Raw genomic sequence first — 13927 nt, forward strand, 5'->3', positions numbered from 1 at the left:
ATGCCGGAATACGAATTTGTCGACGTGTACGTACCGCGTGGGGTTTCCCGCAAGGAGGCGGCCCGTCTGCTGACGGACCACGCGGAGTACGGTCACTGGGAGTTGGACCGACTGAGCCTGCTGCGCGACGGGAGCCGCAAGGTGCGGCTGCGGCGACGGATCATCCGACAGGTACGTGCGACCTGGTGAGTTCGGACACCCCGCCGACCGGTCCCCTTTCACCCACGGAGCGGCCCCGGCACAGCCGGGGCCGCTCCGCACGACCGGGTGCGGGCCGCTGTCGCGGCCGGTGTCACGCGGCGGCTCGTGCCTTGCGGTAGAGGACCACGCCGGCGAGCAGCGCGCCTGCGCCGACCGGCAGGGCGAGACCGATCGGCAACTCACTGCCGGTCGCGGCGAGCTCCACCTCTTCCAGGGGCTGGGCGGCGGTGTGGGTGACCGGCTGATTGCCGGGCGCGGAGCCGCCAGGGGTGGCCTCACCCGGGGTGGGCGGTGTGCCCGGCTCGCCCTCGTCCGGCTCACCCTCGTCCGGCTCACCCTCGTCCGGCTCACCCTCGTCCGGCTCGCCGGGCAGGCCGGGCGCCTCCTGAGCGCCGGATCCGCCGTTCGCGCAGTCGTTGCCCAGGGCGGTGTTGCCGAGGCCGATGACGTTGACGCTGTTGCCACAGACGTTCACCGGGATGTGGACCGGCGCCTCGATGCGGTTGCCGGACGCCACGCCGGGCGAGTCGGCGGTGTACCCGTCGGCCTGCGCGCCGCCGTGACCGCTCGACGGTGAGCCGCCCTGGTTGGCGCAGGAGTTGCCCACGGACGGGTTGAGGACGCCGACGGCGTCGACCGTGTTTCCGCAGACGTTGACCGGGACGTGCACCGGTGCCTGGAGCGAGTTCCCGGAGAGCACTCCGGGTGAACCCTTGGCCGCGCCCTGCGCGCCGGAGTCGGCGTGCGCGACCCCGCCCGCGGCGGCGGCGAGCACGCCGGACGCGGCTGCCACGGTCATCAGACCCTTACGGGTGACCTGTCGCATGTACTGATTCCCTGCCTTCGACCAAGTACCGGGAGGGTGTTCCACGGATTTCTGGGATTTCTCGGAGTCCCCGGAATCCGCGGATTCCCTTTTCGCTGTTCGGGATGTACTTGAAAACCGGTCGGCCCCGGAGCGCATGGCGCGCACTCCGGGGCCGACAAGCTCAAACCCTGAAAGGGCGTGCCCTAATGGGCGAGGCACAACGTCACTGGTTGACGCAGGTGTTGCCGAACGCGGGGTTCAGCAGCCCGATCACGGAGACCGTGTTGCCGCAGGCGTTCACCGGGACGTGCACCGGGGCCTGAACGACGTTGCCCGAGGCGACACCCGGGGAATTCACGGCAGCACCCTGGGCACCGGAATCGGCGGCGGCCATGCCCGCACCCGCGAGAACCAGTCCACCGGTGGCGGCAGCGACAGCGACGACCTTCTTGAGCATTGTTCCTCCTCGTTGGCAATGCGATCCAAATCCGCGGATCACATCACGGGTAACGAGGGGGGAGTAATGGGGATACGAGCTTATCGTCGCATTCACCCTTCCCAGCTAATTCCGCACATCTGCACGATTATTGAAAGGGTCGTTCAGGACGCGTCCAGGAACCGGTCGAGCACCCGCACACCGAACTTCAGGCCGTCCACCGGCACCCGCTCGTCGACCCCGTGGAACATGCCGGCGAAGTCCAGCTCCGGCGGCAGCTTCAGCGGGGCGAATCCGAAGCAGCGGATACCGAGGTCGTCGAAGGACTTGGCGTCGGTGCCTCCGGAGAGCATGTACGGCACCGCCCGCGCGATCGGGTCCTCGGCGCCGAGCGCCAGCTGCATGGCGTCGACGAGCCGGCCGTCGAAACCGGTCTCCAGTGCCTTGTCCGCGTGCACGTCCTCGCGCTTCACGCGCGGGCCGAGGATCCGGTCGAGGTCGGCCAGGAACTCCTCCTCGTGTCCGGGCAGGAAGCGGCCGTCGACATGGGCGGTGGCCTGGCCCGGGATGACGTTGACCTTGTAGCCGGCGCCGAGCATGGTGGGCGCCGCCGAGTTGCGCAGCGTGGTGCCGATCATGCGGGCGATGCCGCCGAGCTTGGCGAGGGTCTCGTCCATGTTCTCCGGGTCGAGCTCGGTGCCGAGGGCGTCGGAGAGTTCGTCCAGGAAGGCCCGTACGGTCTTGGTGACCCGTACCGGCCACGTGTGGCGGCCGAGCCGGGCGACCGCCTCGGAGAGTTCGGTGATCGCGTTGTCGTCGTTGGTCATCGAGCCGTGGCCGGCCGTGCCGTCGACGGTGAGCCGCATCCAGTGCATGCCCTTCTCGGCGGTCTCGACGAGGTAGAGGCGCAGCTTCTCGTTCACGGTGAAGGAGAACCCGCCGACCTCGCCGATCGCCTCGGTGACGCCCTCGAACAGCTCGGGGTGCTCGCGGACCAGGTGCTTGGCGCCGTAGGTGCCGCCGGCCTCCTCGTCGGCGAGGAAGGCGAGGACGATGTCGCGCGGGGGCTTGCGCCCGCTGCGCATGCGGTCGCGGACGACCGCCAGGGTCATCGCGTCCATGTCCTTCATGTCGACGGCGCCGCGCCCCCACACGCATCCGTCGGCGATCTCGCCGGAGAAGGGGTGGTGGGTCCAGTCGTCGGCGTTGGCCGGTACGACGTCGGTGTGGCCGTGGATCAGCAGGGCCGGCCGGGAGGGGTCCTCCCCCTCGATACGGGCCACGGTGGAGGCGCGGCCCTTGTGCGACTCGAAGATCTGCGGTTCGAGCCCCACCTCGGCGAGCTTCTCGGCGACGTACTCGGCCGCCTTGCGCTCGCCGGGGCCCGAGTGGTCGCCGTAGTTGCTGGTGTCGATCCGGATCAGGTCGCGGCAGAGGTCCACGACCTCGTCCTCACCGGTGACGCCCTTGGCCGTGCCGTCCGTCGCGCTCACGTCGTTCCTCCCGCTGTCGCTGCACACTGTTGTTCCCTGCACGCTGTCACTGTTCGTGGCTCTCCCCTCATCCTCTCCCCTGCGCGGCCCCGCCCCAAGACGGGACCCGGCCCGTCACACGGCGTTCACCCCGGGACGGGGCACACCCCTGAGTGCGAGCCGGGCGGAAGTGCGGCCGGAACGGGCGCGGCCGGGTCACCCGCCCACCGGGGGTGATCGGCCACCCCGGAAAGCCTGGTAATGTTTACGTCGTCGCAGCGGGGGAAACCCGCGCGTCAGACACCTTGTCCGGGTGGCGGAATGGCAGACGCGCTAGCTTGAGGTGCTAGTGCCCTTTAACGGGCGTGGGGGTTCAAGTCCCCCCTCGGACACATGAACGCGAGGGCCGCGACCATCAGGTCGCGGCCCTCGCGCATTGTCGCGTCCTGTCACGGAGGAAGAGCATGGCCGATCACCCTCACCCCTGCCCCTGCGGGCTCCCCGAGGCGTACGAGGCCTGTTGCGGCCGCTTCCTCCCCCAGTCTCGGCTCCGCTCGACCGGGGGGACCCCCATGGGGGCGGCCGCCGCGCCGACCGCCGAGCGGCTGATGCGGTCGCGGTATTGCGCCTTCGTACGGCTGGACGCCGGATATCTGCTGCGGACCTGGCATCCGCGGACGCGGCCCGAGCGGGTCGATCTCGATCCCGGGACGCGCTGGACCGGGCTGGAGATCCTGGAGACGAACGGCGGGTCCGCCTTCCACTCCACCGGGACGGTGACCTTCCGCGCGTCCTATCGGGGCGGCTCGCTGCACGAGCGCAGCCGCTTCGAGCGGGTGGACGGGGCGTGGGTGTACGTCGACGGGGAGTTCCTGAGCTGAGCCCGTCGGCGGGCTCCCATCCGCCGGGCGCGTCCAGCCCCTCGCTTCGGGCCGCCACCGACAGAGCGGAGCGTCATTCCGCGTAGCGACCAGGACAACGCTCCGTTCGCCGGCGCGGCCGGAGCCGGACGCTTCCGGACGCGTCGGTCGCCGTCGGCCGGACGAGGCGACGCCCCGACCCGGCCCGCCCCGGTCACGGTGCCAGGATGTCCAGTTCCTGGAGGGCGCCCACGGTGATCTCGCGGGTCAGTTCCTCCGCGCGGGCGGCGTCGCGCTCGCGGACCGCTTCGGCGACCTGGACGTGCAGGGTGACCGCGGCCGGGTCGGGGTCGTCGAACATCACGTCGTGTTGGGTGCGGCCGGTGAGGACCTCGGCGACGACGTCGCCGAGGCGGGCGAACATGTCGTTGCCGGACGCGGTGAGGATCACGCGGTGGAAGGCCATGTCGTGGAAGAGGTACCCCTCCAGCCGGTGGCCGCGCGAGTTGGCGACCATACCGAGGGCGCACTCGGTGAGTTCGGCGCACTGCTCGGCGGTGGCGTTGCGGGCGGCGAGCCCCGCCGCGACCGGTTCGACGGCCGAGCGCAGCACCGTGAGCGAGCGCAGCTGCCGGGGGCGGTCCGCGCCGGCCAGCCGCCAGCGGATGACCTGGGGGTCGTACACGTTCCAGTCGCAGGCCGGGCGGACCGTAACGCCCACGCGGCGCCGGGACTCCACGAGGTACATGGACTCCAGGACGCGTACCACTTCACGCATCACGGACCGCGACACGTCGAAGCGCTGGGCGAGTTCGTCGGTCCGGAGCACGCTGCCGGGCGGGTACTCGCCGGCGGTGATCTCGGGACCGAGGGTGTCCAGTACGTGGCCGTGCAGCCCCCGGCCATTGGTGCTCATGCACTCAGAGTACGGGGCGGATCACCGGAATCAAAGGTCGGACTTATTCGTCACAGACTCTTGAATTTGTCGTACTTTTAAGTTTCAGTTGCCTCGACATCAGGTTGTCGACGACGACAGCAGACAGTGAGGCAGCGATGAACACCCCCCACGTCGTAGTGGTCATGGGCGTCGCGGGCACCGGCAAGACCACCATCGGTCCCCTGCTCGCGGCCCGGTACGGCGTCCCGTACGCCGAGGGCGACGACTTCCACCCGCCGGCCAACATCGCCAAGATGTCGGCCGGCACCCCGCTCGACGACGACGACCGCCACCCCTGGCTGGACGCCATCGGCGCGTGGGCGCACGAACGGGCCGGACTCGGCGGTGTGGTCAGCTCCTCGGCACTGAAGCGGTCGTACCGCGACCGGCTTCGGGCGGCCGCGCCCGGCGTGGTCTTCGTGCATCTCACCGGTGACCGTGCGCTCATCGAGGACCGGATGTCGCACCGCGAGGGGCACTTCATGCCCACGGCACTGCTCGACTCCCAGTTCGCCACGCTCCAGCCGCTGGAGCCGGACGAGGCCGGGGTCGCCGTGGAGGTCTCGGGCAGCCCCGAGGAGATCACCGACCAGGCGGTCGCCGCCCTCGCGGATCTCTCCGGAGCCTCCTCCTAGCTCCCGCCCGGCACCGGCATCGGCCGGTCCTCCCCGTCGGCCTCGGCGAGTTCTCCCCCACCCGGGCCGGACCCCCATGAACTCCGGGACGCCCCCACCGTCCCGGTCCTCTCCCTGATCCCCCTCCTCCCCGTACTCACAAGGAATCCACCGTGACCAGTCTCAGAGTCGAGCTGCTGGCAGCGGACGTACCCGAGCCGATCACCTCGGCGGGCCACGCTCAGCTGGGCATCGCCGTCCTGGCCGGCATCGCCGTCATCGTTCTGCTCATCACCCGCTTCAAGCTGCACGCCTTCCTGGCGCTGACCATCGGTTCGCTGGCACTCGGCGCGTTCGCCGGTGCGCCGCTGGACAAGGTCATCACCAGTTTCAGCGCCGGGCTCGGTTCCACCGTCGCCGGTGTCGGCGTGCTCATCGCCCTCGGGGCGATCCTCGGCAAGATGCTCGCCGACTCGGGCGGAGCCGACCAGATCGTCGACACGATCCTCGCCAAGGCCAACGGCCGCACCATGCCGTGGGCGATGGTGCTGATCGCCTCGGTGATCGGTCTGCCGCTGTTCTTCGAGGTCGGCGTCGTGCTGCTGATCCCGGTCGTGCTGATAGTCGCCAAGCGCGGCAACTACTCGCTGATGCGGATCGGCATCCCGGCGCTCGCCGGTCTGTCCGTGATGCACGGCCTGGTGCCTCCGCACCCCGGCCCGCTGGTCGCGATCGACGCGATCGACGCCAACCTCGGCGTGACGCTCGCGCTGGGTGTACTCATCGCCATACCGACCGTGATCATCGCCGGTCCGGTCTTCTCCAAGTACGCCGCCCGCTGGGTGGACGTCCCCGCCCCGGACCGGATGATCCCGCAGCGCCCCTCCGAAGACCTGGAGAAGCGTCCCGGGTTCGGTCCGACGCTGGCGACCATTCTGCTGCCGGTCGTGCTGATGCTGGCCAGGGCCCTGGTCGAGATCGTCGTCGACGACCCGGAGAGCGGCGTTCAGCGCGTGTTCAACGTCATCGGCTCCCCGATGATCGCCCTGCTCGCGTCCGTGCTCGTCGGCATCTTCACGCTGGTCCTGCCCGCCGGATACGACAAGAGCCGCATCTCGCAGCTGGTCGAGAAGGGCCTCGGCCCGATCGCGGGCATCCTGCTCATCGTCGGCGCCGGCGGCGGCTTCAAGCAGACGCTGATCGACTCCGGTGTGGGTCAGATGATCCTCGACATCTCCGCGGACTGGGCGATCCCGGCCCTGCTGCTCGGCTGGCTGATCGCGGTGGCGATCCGGCTGGCGACCGGTTCGGCGACCGTGGCGACCATCTCGGCGGCCGGACTGGTGGCACCGCTCGCGGCCGACATGTCGACCACGCACGCCGCCCTGCTGGTGCTCGCCATCGGCGCCGGCTCGGTCTTCTTCAGCCATGTCAACGACGCCGGTTTCTGGCTGGTGAAGGAGTACTTCGGGCTCACCGTCGGCCAGACGATCAAAACCTGGTCGGTCATGGAGACGATCATCTCGGTGGTCGCGGGAGCGCTGGTTCTGCTGCTCTCGTTGGTCATTTAGCCGGCCCTGCTGGTCACGCAGCTGACCGTCCGGAACGGCCGCGACCGCGGCACCGCCCATGCGGTGCCGCGGTCGCGGCCGTTCACCCTGTGCTCAGGGCCGCCACAGCGGATGCTCTCGCTGCGCCCAGTCCCGGCCGACGGTTCCGGTGCGCATGCCCCGTCGGGCCTCCGGGTCGGCCAGGGCCATGCCGATATGGCCGGCGAGGACGACGCCGAGGGTGAGGGCCAGCCAGTCGTGGACGAAGGTCGCGCCGGTGCGCCACACCAGCGGGGTGAGGTGGGTGAACCACATCATCAGACCGGTGCCGAGCATCACCAGCGTGGCACCGGCGATCCAGGCCGCGTAGATCTTCTGTCCGGCGTTGAACTTTCCGGCCGGCCGCTGCGAGGGGTGCTTGTCGCGGCGCAGCGCGGCCCGCAGCCACGTGCGGTCGTGCGGGCCGAAACGGTTCAGGCGGCCCAGGTCGGTACGGAAGGCCCGGGAGAGCAGTCCGGCCAGGACCGGGACCGGCAGCGCGAGCCCGGACCACTGGTGGACGGTGACCACCAGGGCGCGGCGCCCGACCAGTTGGGCGAGCTGGGGGACGTACAGGCAGGCGGCGGTGAACACGCAGAGGCCCATCAGCGCGGCCGTGGTGCGGTGTGCCCACCGCGCGGCGCGGGTGAAGCGCGCGACGCCGGTTGCGGCAGTGGCGGGGGCGGTGGACGGGAGGTCAGTTCGTGGGCTCATCGTCGCGTCCGTTCGAGCGGCCGACCCAGGCGTCGATGTCGTAGCCGCGCTGCTCCCAATAGCCGGGTTCGACGCCCTCGGTGACGGTGATGCCGGAGAGCCACTTGGCCGACTTGTAGAAGTACATGGGGGCGGCGTAGAGGCGGACCGGGCCGCCGTGGGCGTGGCCGAGGTCCTCGTCCTGCATGCGCAGGGCGACCAGGACGTCCGCCCGGCGGGCCTGGGTGAGGGTGAGGCTCTCCGAGTAGGCGCCGTCGAAGCAGGTGAAGCGCACCGCCCCGCCCGTGGCGCGCACGCCCGCCGCATCCAGGAGGCGGGACAGGCGTACCCCCTCGAACGGCGTGCGGGGCACCCGCCAGCCGGTGACGCACTGGACGTCACGGACCATACGGGTCTGTGGCAGGGCCTTCAGGTCGGCCAGGGTGTAGGAGGTGGGACGGTCGACCAGGCCGTCGACGGTGAGGCGGTAGGTCCGAGCGTTCTTCCTCGGAACGGAGGAAGTGACGGAGTAGTAGCGGAAGCCACCGCCGTTCGGGAGCAGTCCGGTCAGTCCGGTGGGGTCCTTGTCGGAGGCTCCGGCGAGGAAGGACTCCAGTCCGCGCTGGAGTACGGGGGCGGCGGCCACGCCGAGGGCACCGAGTCCGAGGGTGCCCAGGAGGACCCGGCGGCCGATGGGCCGGCCCCGGTCGTCGGGCGCCGCCTCGTCCGGCGGTGTGCGTGCTGCGGGCCGTTCCCGGTCGTCCGGCCGATCGTGTGTTTCCGGCCGTTCGCGGTCTTCCGGATGGTCGCGTGCTTCCGGTTGTTCGGAGTTCACTATGCCATTCGAACATCCGCGCCCCGGTGGGACCAGGGTTCGCGGGTGCCCGTCGGATTTCCGTAAGCAGGCCGGCCGCGCGGCCGGCCTGCCCCGTCCGTACTTCGGCACGGGCTACGGCTTGCGCCCGGCCTCCTTGTCCAGCTGGAACGCCTCGTTGCCGAGCCCGATCCGGGCGTGCGTCCCGGGGGCACGGGAGCGCAGCACCAGACCCTGGACCAGGCCGGCGACGAGGGCCAGCCCGATGATGCCGGGCAGCAGCAGGCTCAGGGCGGAGTCGGGTCCGGTGCCGACGAGTACGTCGAAGTCCTTGACGGTGTAGCCGGCGATCACGGCCAGGGCGAGGCCCGCCAGCGCCGAGGTGACCAGCCGCCAGGCCTGGGCGCCCGCGGCACCGCGGCGGACGAAGAAGACGACGACGGACAGCGAGGCGATCGCCATCAGGACGATCACGCCGAGGGCGCCGATGTTGCCGCCCCAGGTGAACAGGTGCAGGACGGGCGCAGTCGGGTCGCCGGTCGGCTTGTCGTCGGTGAACGCGAAGGCGAGGACCAGCACCGCGGCGATACCCGTCTGGAGCAGCGACCCGGTGCCGGGGGCACCGCTGGTGCCGGTGGTGCGGCCGAAGGCGGAGGGCAGCAGGCCCTCGCGGCCCATGGCGAACGCGTACCGGGCGACGACGTTGTGGAAGCTGAGCATCGCGGCGAACATGCCGGTGACGAAGAGGATGTGCAGGACGTCCGTGAAGGTGCCGCCGAGCCGGGACTCGGTGAGGAAGAACAGCAGTCCTGCGCTCTGCTCCTGCGAGGTGGCGACGATGCCCGCGGGACCGGTGGCGACGGTGAGGGCCCAACTGCTGATCGCGAAGAACACGGCGACGCCCGTGACGGCCAGGAACATCACGCGCGGCACCAGGACGTGCGGCCTGCTGGTCTCCTCGGCGTACACCGGGGCCTGCTCGAAGCCGAGGAAGGCCGCGATGCAGAAGCACAGGGCGGTGCCGACGCCGGCGCCGGTGAGGGTGTCCGGGTTGAAGGCGTGCAGCGACAGCCCTTCCTTGCCCGGGTCGGCGATGGCGGCGATGTCGAAGACGACGACCAGGAGCACCTCGATGACCAGCAGGACGCCCAGCACGCGCGCGTTGACGTCGATCTTCAGCCAGCCCAGCGCGCCGACGGCGGCGAGGGCCACCAGCGACGGTATCCACCAGGCGACCTCGAGGTCGGCGTAGGTGGCGAAGAGCCCCGAGACCTCGAAGCCGAAGATGCCGTAGATGCCGACCTGGAGGGCGTTGTAGGCGACCAGCGCGACCATCGCGGCGCCCGCTCCGGCGGTGCCGCCGAGGCCGCGGGAGATGTACGCGTAGAAGGCGCCGGCGTTGTGCACGTGCCGGCTCATCTCGGCGTATCCGAGGCTGAACAGCACCAGCACGATGCCGAGGACGACGAAGAGCAGCGGCTGACCCACGATACCCATCACCGCGAATGTGGTGGGCATGACACCAGCGACCACCATGAGGGGAGCGGTCGCGGCGAGCACGGAGAGCAGCAGACCGCCCGTGCCGAGACGGTCGGCACGCAGGGCGCGTTCCTGCCCCTTGAAGGTGCTGATGCCGTCCGCTGCGGATCTGCTCGTGCGCGAACTGCGCGAACTGTCCGTCGTCATCGGGAGAACCGTCCTTGGGTCGGGAGTGGGTGCTGCGTGGCGGGTGGAGCGGGCCGGGTTCCGGGGGATCACAGGGGCACGGGGGTCATCCGGTGCCGAGGGCGGCGATCCGCGCGGTGCGGAAAGCGGTGAGCGGGTCGCGGTCGGGGTACGACCAGGGGACCGGGGTGGCCTTGTCGCCGATCCGGTGGAACAGGGCGGCGGCCTCGGCGCTCCGGCCCTCGCAGACCTTGGCGTGGGCGAGGAAGTTCAGGTCGATCAGGCGGCGCGGATGCTCTTCGTGCTCCCACTCCAGCCACCAGTCGAAGGCGGCCTTCATCACCTGCCGGGCGCGGCGGCCCACCCAGTGTCCGGAGGCGGCCGGGTCGTCGCACTCCTGACCTGCGGCGGCGAGGGCGCGGTAGCGCTCGGCGTGCGCGATGACCGGCAGGATCGCCAGGGGCGAGTCCGTCGGCGCCTGCTCCGCGGACCAGTTGGCGAAGTCGTAGACCTCGTGCAGCGGGTCCGGGCCCGCCTCCACACGGCGTTCGGCGAGCCAGGCGACCACCAGGTGGTGGGCGTGGTGGTGGTCCGCGTACCGGGAGCGGATCTGCTCGAAGACGCGGACCGCGTCGCCGTCGGCCCCCTGGGCGCACTCCAGCAGGAGCAGGCCGAGCCAGGGGGTGGGGTCGGCGGGCAGCGCGGCGGCGGCCCGGTGGCAGGACTCGCGCGCGCGGTCGGCCTTCTCCTTGCCGCGCAGGGCGCGCCGCACCTGGGCCAGGGCGAGCAGGACGGTCCCGTCCCCGGAGTCGGGTTCGGCCAGCAGCCAGTCGCGGGCCCAGGCGTCGCAGGAGGACTCCCGGGCGAGCACCGCGATCCGGTGGCCGCGGCGGTCCCAGTCGTCCCCCGTGCGCACCAGCAGCGAGCGGCTGTTCTGCCACCGGCCCTGTGCCAGCGCGGCGCACGCGGCAACAAGCTCTTCGTCGTCGAGGGCCTCGTCGAAGGCCTGTGCCGCCCGTCTGCGGACACGGCCGAGGGGAGGCGGAGGTGGGGACACCGCGGACTTCCTCACGCGTTCTTCCAGTGGCTCGGCCCATGGCGGGTGGTCGGCCCGTACGGCAGTGGTCGGCTGCCGTCAGCCATGGGCTGATCACAGACAGCAAACCGCCAGCCAACGGTTGACGTCAAGGGCGTCCGAGGCATTACACGCGTCAACTGGCGTCACAGACACATCACTTGAAAGCCGCAACCATACGGACGAGGCCGGAGGAGGGTTCCAGTTCGGGTTCGCGGGGCGGGTTCGTGACGTGTCATCAGGCCCTCGTGCACGGGGCCGGGCGCGGTCCTGCTTCGATGGGTGCATGACCACTGCCGATGAACCCGCGCCCGCCGCGGACGAGGTCCTCGACATCGTGGACGAGAACGACCGGGTGACCGGCCAGGCACCGCGCGGCGAGGCCTATGCGCGGAAGCTACGGCACCGTTGCTCGTTCATCCTGGTCAGGGACGCCGAGGGCCGGATCTTCGTGCACCGGCGCACCCCGACGAAACTGGTGTACCCCTCCTTGTACGACATGTTCGTCGGCGGGGTCGTGGGCGCCGGCGAGAGCTACGCCGAGGCGGCCCTGCGCGAGGCCGAGGAGGAACTGGGCGTGTCCGGGCTGGCGCAGCCCACGCACCTCTTCACGTTCCTCTACGACGCCGACGACGGACGGAGCTGGTGGTCGGCGGTCCACGAGGTCCGCTGCTACCTGCCCGTGCGGCCCCAGACCGAGGAGGTGGCCTGGCACACCTTCCTGACCGAGCCGGAACTGGAGCGCCGCCTGGGCGAATGGGCATGGACTCCGGACGGCCTGGAAGCGTACGAACGCCTCAAGGCCCAGCGCGGGTGACCGCGCCACCGGGGCTCGCACCGGCCGAGGGAGCGGGCCGGCCGGGCCCGGGTCCGGGCGTCCCGGGTAGGGTCGCGGAGTGATCGACTTCGTACGGAACGTCCGGTTGTGGTTCGCGCCCCAGGACGTGCGGCAGGAGGGGGACACGCCCGACTACCGGTTCTCCCTGGCGAACGAACGCACGTTCCTGGCCTGGCTGCGGACCGCGCTCGCACTGATCGGCGGCGGCTTCGCCGTGGACCAGTTCCTGCCGGACCTGCGCTGGGGCTGGCGGGTCGGGCTCGCGCTGGCGCTGCTCGCCGCGGGGGTGCTGTGCGCGCTGCGCGCGGTCAACCACTGGGTGCGCTGCGAGCGGGCCATGCGGCGCGGCGAGGACCTTCCGGTGTCTCAGTTCCCGGTGATGCTGAGTCTGGTCGTCGCCGTCGTCGCCGTGGTGATGGTCGTCGTGGTGCTCGCCGGGTGGAACGGGTGACCGGCCCGGCCGCGGTACGGGCGGACCGGGACCCGGGGCTGCAGCCCGAGCGGACCCGGCTCGCGTGGCGCCGTACGACCCTGGCGTGCACGGTCGCGTCCGTCCTGGCGGTACGGACCGCGCTGCACGGCGGGGTCTCGGCCCCCGGGGTGGTCCTGTGCGCGCTGTGCTGCGCCTGCTGGCTGGGGTTCCTCCTGGTCGCCCACCGCCGGATCCGCACCCTCTCGGCCACCGGCGCCCCGGCCGCCGCCACCCCGCGGCACCTCGCCGCTGCGGTGCTGTGCACCACGGCCCTGGCCGTGTGCGGGGCGGCCCTCGTCCTCCAGGGCTGACGTACGTGGCCGACGGACGGCCGTCCTACCGGCCGTCCCTCCCTCCCGCTTCCCCGTCCACCGTCTCCCCGTCCACCGTCACCACGATCTTCCCCCTGGTCCGGCCCTCCTGGTTGAGGCGGTGGGCATCCGCCGCGCGTTCCAGCGGGAACGTCTCGGAGACGTGCACGCTCACCACACCCCGTTCCGCCAGTTCGGACAGGTGCCCCAGATCCTGCGGGTCGGGGCGGACGAACCAGTAGCTGCCGCTGTACTCCACGACGGCGGGGTCGGCGATCGACGCGAGCCGGCCCTCGGAGGCCAGGGCGGTGGCGGAGGCCTTCAGGGCGTCACCGCCGACCGAGTCGAACGCGGCGTCCACGCCGGCCGGGGCCAGCCCCCGCAGCCGCTCGGCGAGGCCGTCGCCGTAGGCCACCGGCTCCCCGCCCAGGCTTCGGACGAAGTCGTGGTTGCGCTCGCTCGCCGTACCGAGGACGCGGGCGCCGAGGTGCACGGCGAGCTGGACGGCGATGGAGCCGACACCGCCGGCCGCGGCGTGCACCAGGACGGTCTCGCCCCGCTTCACCCGCAGGACCTTGTGCAGCACCTGGTAGGCGGTGAGTCCCGCGAGGGGCAGTCCCGCGGCCTCCTCGAAGGACAGGGTGCGCGGCTTGCGCGCGAGGGCCCGTACCGGGGCGGCCACGTACTCGGCGAAGGTGCCGCGGGAGAGGAAGTCCTCACGCACATAGCCGATGACCTCGTCGCCGGCGGCGAACTCGGGGACGGCGGCGCCCGGTCGTACCACCACGCCCGAGACGTCCCAGCCCGGAACCACGGGGAACACCGGGGCCAGGACCTGGTCGAGGTAGCCTTCGCGGCACTTCCAGTCGACCGGGTTGACGGCTGCCGCCCGCACCTTCACCAGCACCGAGTCGGGGCCGACCCGGGGCTCCGGCATCTCCGTGAGTTCGAGTACCTCGGGGCCGCCGTACCGCGCATAGCTGATCGCCTTCATGGGGTAGAGCCTTCGCTGTCGTCTCCCGCCGCGCAAGTGGAATACCGAGGCCGGAATACCGGGGTCGGGCCGTTCACGGCACGGCCTCCCTGCCGCACACCGGCGGGGCGGGTTCTCCTCGTGGCCCCGATCACGTTTCACCCTCGCC

The 13927-nt window shown here is 71.3% G+C and carries 16 protein-coding genes and 1 tRNA gene; 8 read left to right on the plus strand and 9 right to left on the minus strand.

Annotated features, from left to right (window positions below; genetic code table 11):
* On the plus strand, positions 1-189 hold the full coding sequence (locus tag ACFYQA_RS10500) for a DUF5703 family protein (RefSeq protein WP_020276814.1): 189 nt from the start codon (positions 1-3) through the stop codon (positions 187-189).
* Between the two features lie 103 nt (positions 190-292).
* On the opposite strand, the gene ACFYQA_RS10505 is transcribed toward ACFYQA_RS10500, so the two are convergent.
* The 3 genes from ACFYQA_RS10505 to ACFYQA_RS10515 all read right to left on the minus strand — a co-directional run bounded on the left by ACFYQA_RS10505 (position 293) and on the right by ACFYQA_RS10515 (position 2938).
* On the minus strand, positions 293-1027 hold the full coding sequence (locus tag ACFYQA_RS10505; RefSeq protein WP_388914437.1) for a chaplin family protein: 735 nt from the start codon (positions 1025-1027) through the stop codon (positions 293-295).
* Between the two features lie 205 nt (positions 1028-1232).
* Entirely contained in the window at positions 1233-1466 is a 234-nt protein-coding gene (gene chpH / locus ACFYQA_RS10510) for a chaplin ChpH (RefSeq protein WP_388914440.1), read from the minus strand.
* A gap of 143 nt (positions 1467-1609) precedes the next feature.
* A complete protein-coding gene (locus ACFYQA_RS10515; RefSeq protein ID WP_388914443.1) occupies positions 1610-2938 on the minus strand; it encodes a M20/M25/M40 family metallo-hydrolase in 1329 nt (442 codons plus the stop codon).
* Between the two features lie 286 nt (positions 2939-3224).
* On the opposite strand from ACFYQA_RS10515, the gene ACFYQA_RS10520 reads away from it, so the two are divergent.
* Both ACFYQA_RS10520 and ACFYQA_RS10525 read left to right on the plus strand, forming a co-directional pair.
* A tRNA-Leu gene (locus ACFYQA_RS10520) sits at positions 3225-3309 on the plus strand.
* A gap of 72 nt (positions 3310-3381) precedes the next feature.
* Positions 3382-3798 (plus strand): YchJ family protein, encoded by a 417-nt coding sequence (locus ACFYQA_RS10525; RefSeq protein WP_388914446.1) that lies wholly within the window; start codon positions 3382-3384, stop codon positions 3796-3798.
* A gap of 193 nt (positions 3799-3991) precedes the next feature.
* On the opposite strand, the gene ACFYQA_RS10530 is transcribed toward ACFYQA_RS10525, so the two are convergent.
* A complete protein-coding gene (locus ACFYQA_RS10530; RefSeq protein ID WP_388914449.1) occupies positions 3992-4693 on the minus strand; it encodes a FadR/GntR family transcriptional regulator in 702 nt (233 codons plus the stop codon).
* Between the two features lie 137 nt (positions 4694-4830).
* Here ACFYQA_RS10530 and ACFYQA_RS10535 point away from each other — a divergent pair, with 137 nt between their 5' ends.
* On the plus strand, positions 4831-5349 hold the full coding sequence (locus ACFYQA_RS10535; protein WP_388914452.1) for a gluconokinase: 519 nt from the start codon (positions 4831-4833) through the stop codon (positions 5347-5349).
* Positions 5350-5501: 152 nt separating this feature from the next.
* Complete coding sequence (locus ACFYQA_RS10540) at positions 5502-6899, plus strand: gluconate:H+ symporter (RefSeq protein WP_388914455.1); 1398 nt, start codon at positions 5502-5504, stop codon at positions 6897-6899.
* Between the two features lie 93 nt (positions 6900-6992).
* Here ACFYQA_RS10540 and ACFYQA_RS10545 read toward each other — a convergent pair whose 3' ends face one another.
* From ACFYQA_RS10545 to ACFYQA_RS10560, 4 genes are all read right to left on the minus strand, one after another.
* Positions 6993-7631, minus strand: coding sequence for a cytochrome b/b6 domain-containing protein (locus ACFYQA_RS10545; protein WP_388914458.1), 639 nt, complete (start codon positions 7629-7631; stop codon positions 6993-6995).
* A complete protein-coding gene (locus tag ACFYQA_RS10550) occupies positions 7615-8304 on the minus strand; it encodes a molybdopterin-dependent oxidoreductase (protein ID WP_388914638.1) in 690 nt (229 codons plus the stop codon). The genes ACFYQA_RS10545 and ACFYQA_RS10550 overlap by 17 nt, the downstream gene beginning before the upstream one ends.
* Before the next feature lie 255 nt (positions 8305-8559).
* Positions 8560-10110 carry an APC family permease gene (locus ACFYQA_RS10555; protein WP_388914461.1) on the minus strand — a complete coding sequence of 517 codons (1551 nt, stop codon included), beginning with the start codon at positions 10108-10110 and terminating at the stop codon, positions 8560-8562.
* 85 nt (positions 10111-10195) lie between these two features.
* Positions 10196-11146 (minus strand): hypothetical protein, encoded by a 951-nt coding sequence (locus ACFYQA_RS10560; protein WP_388914464.1) that lies wholly within the window; start codon positions 11144-11146, stop codon positions 10196-10198.
* Between the two features lie 304 nt (positions 11147-11450).
* On the opposite strand from ACFYQA_RS10560, the gene ACFYQA_RS10565 reads away from it, so the two are divergent.
* The 3 genes from ACFYQA_RS10565 to ACFYQA_RS10575 all read left to right on the plus strand — a co-directional run bounded on the left by ACFYQA_RS10565 (position 11451) and on the right by ACFYQA_RS10575 (position 12785).
* A complete protein-coding gene (locus ACFYQA_RS10565) occupies positions 11451-11981 on the plus strand; it encodes an NUDIX hydrolase (protein WP_388914467.1) in 531 nt (176 codons plus the stop codon).
* Positions 11982-12060: 79 nt separating this feature from the next.
* The gene (locus ACFYQA_RS10570) at positions 12061-12453 is read left to right on the plus strand and encodes a YidH family protein (protein ID WP_388914470.1); all 393 of its coding nucleotides are present in this window, start codon (positions 12061-12063) and stop codon (positions 12451-12453) included.
* Positions 12450-12785, plus strand: a complete 336-nt coding sequence (locus tag ACFYQA_RS10575; RefSeq protein WP_388914641.1) for a DUF202 domain-containing protein — start codon at positions 12450-12452, stop codon at positions 12783-12785. The genes ACFYQA_RS10570 and ACFYQA_RS10575 overlap by 4 nt, the downstream gene beginning before the upstream one ends.
* Before the next feature lie 25 nt (positions 12786-12810).
* Here ACFYQA_RS10575 and ACFYQA_RS10580 read toward each other — a convergent pair whose 3' ends face one another.
* Positions 12811-13779, minus strand: a complete 969-nt coding sequence (locus tag ACFYQA_RS10580; RefSeq protein ID WP_388914473.1) for an NADP-dependent oxidoreductase — start codon at positions 13777-13779, stop codon at positions 12811-12813.
* Between the last annotated feature and the right edge of the window lie 148 nt (positions 13780-13927).

Source organism: Streptomyces sp. NPDC005774, from assembly GCF_042871645.1.
GTDB lineage: Bacteria > Actinomycetota > Actinomycetes > Streptomycetales > Streptomycetaceae > Streptomyces > Streptomyces pratens.